General features: G+C 64.6%; 3 protein-coding genes. All 3 read left to right on the forward strand.

Going from position 1 to position 1,996, the window contains the following annotated elements:
* A partial coding sequence (locus tag B5F19_RS16660) for an aminotransferase class V-fold PLP-dependent enzyme (protein WP_140394279.1) occupies positions 1-285 on the forward strand: 285 nt, incomplete at its 5' end.
* A 133-nt stretch (positions 286-418) separates the two neighbouring features.
* Positions 419-859: a TIGR04086 family membrane protein gene (locus tag B5F19_RS16665; protein WP_242972867.1), complete on the forward strand. Its 441-nt coding sequence runs from the start codon at positions 419-421 to the stop codon at positions 857-859.
* 82 nt (positions 860-941) lie between these two features.
* Positions 942-1,082: a six-cysteine ranthipeptide SCIFF gene (gene scfA / locus B5F19_RS16670; protein WP_087292864.1), complete on the forward strand. Its 141-nt coding sequence runs from the start codon at positions 942-944 to the stop codon at positions 1,080-1,082.
* Positions 1,083-1,996: the final 914 nt, after the last annotated feature.

Raw genomic sequence — 1,996 nt, forward strand, 5'->3', positions numbered from 1 at the left:
CTCTCCCGCCTGCCCGGGGTGGAGGTTTTCCGGGCCCCGGCGGGGTCCCAGGCCCAGGCGGGGGTGATCTCCTTCCGGGTGGAGGACCGGGACTGCGAGGAACTGGGGGAGGAGCTGGGCCGCCGGGGGATCGCCCTGCGGGCCGGGCTCCACTGCGCCCCCCTGGCCCACCGCACGGCGGGCACCCTGGAGACCGGCACCCTGCGGGCCAGCGTGTCCGCCTTTACCACCCCCCGGGAGGTCCAGGAGTTTCTCCGGACCCTGGGCATGCTGCTGAGAATCTGACCGGAGATGGAGATAAAGCCGGGCGGAGCCGCTTGCTCCGCCCGGCTGTGATTTTTTCCCGAAACCGGCAAGTGGACAGCCCCTGCCCGCATAGGCTTTGGATACAAGCTCACAGACTGGGGAGGGGTCGGATATGACGAAGAAACCGCGGGAGAAGCGGCGGGAAGGAAAGCCGGAGGAGACCGGAGGGCTTTGGATCACGGTGATGGGCCAGCTGCTTCTGGGCGGAGCGGCGGCAGTGCTGGCGGCGGTGCTGGCGCTGCTGGTCTGCTCCCTGCTCATCTCCGCCGGGGCGGTCCCGGAGCGGTTCATGGAGCGTGCGGTGCTGGCCGCCTGCGTGCTTGGGGCGCTCACCGGCGGACTGCTGGCGGTGCGGCGCATCGGCCGGAGCACCCTGCTGGTGGGAGCGGGGGTGGGGGCCATCCTGTTTCTGCTGCTGCTGTTGGCGGGAACGCTGCTGTTTGAGGAGGCCTCCATCTCCAACGGAGGGGGGATGATGCTCCTCTCCTGCCTGTGCGGCGGGGCCATGGCGGGCATCCTGGGCAGCCGCCCCAAGAAAAAACGCAAAAGATGAGATTGAAATGGGGCGTGTTCTGTGCTATAATAGCTTCAAATTATGCGGAGCTTGCTCCGTGAAAGCATAGGAGGAGATTCCAATGAAACACATTCAGACCCTCAACGGCGCCACTCTGAAGGCCAGCGCCGCCAAGGGCGGCTGCGGCGAGTGCCAGACCTCTTGCCAGTCTGCCTGCAAAACTTCCTGCACGGTGGCCAACCAGAAGTGTGAGAATGTGTAAGCGCTGAATTGCGCTTTCCCAAAGGGCAGGTGAACGCCTGCCCTTTTTTCTGCCCGTAAGCTCCCGCCGGAAGTTTCACCGTTTAGCCTTCCTCCTGGGTGGAAGGCTCGGGCGGCTGATAGCCGCCCCTACAAAGGGGAGCGAAACCTGATTCAAGATCCGGCACGGGCGACCGCGAGGGCCGCCCCTACGGCGTTTTGCGTGTAAGTGGAACGGCGCGTCCGGGAGGCCGCACCCTACAAACGGAGCCCACCTCCAGAGCGGGCGGGTGAGGACACCCGCCCCTACGGCGAATATAATAGAAGATGTCCTTTTTTGTAGGGGCCGGTCCCAGACCGGCCCGCGGGCGCACACTGTGCGCCCCTACGGTTGAAACGGACCGCCCTCATAATCAGGACCGTTCCCCTCATCCGTCACGGCCTGCGGCCGTGCCACCTTCCCCTAAAGGGGAAGGCTTTGGAACGCTATCCCCCTGCCTTCCCCTTTAGGGGAAGGTGCCCCCGAAGGGGGCGGATGAGGTATCCCATATTCCGAACCAAGCTCGTTGGTTCGGCAAGTTCAGGCGCAGGCATGGAATCGCACCAGTCCCAATTTTCTCCCCACTCAGGCCCCCAGTGGGGCCGGACGGGATAGTACCCAAGCACTCCTGATTTTGCGCGCCGGAAATGTTCTGCGCACTTCAAGGGGTGACTCCCGTAAATGGGGGTCCGGGGCCGACTCCCCCTGTCAGGGGGAGATGTCGCGAAGCGACAAAGGGGGTAGGGTAGGCGACTATGAGCACGAAGTGCTCATCTGGAGCCGTCCCCGGTGGCGTTTTGCCCAATCCCTCGTTACTCCCGACGAAGCCCAGCGAAGCGGGTTCGCCGGGAAGAGGAGGAGCAAGGGAACAAACGCAGTTTTCGCCGCTAGGCGGA

The sequence above is a fragment of the Pseudoflavonifractor sp. An184 genome (assembly GCF_002160305.1).
Lineage (GTDB): Bacteria > Bacillota > Clostridia > Oscillospirales > Oscillospiraceae > Lawsonibacter > Lawsonibacter pullicola.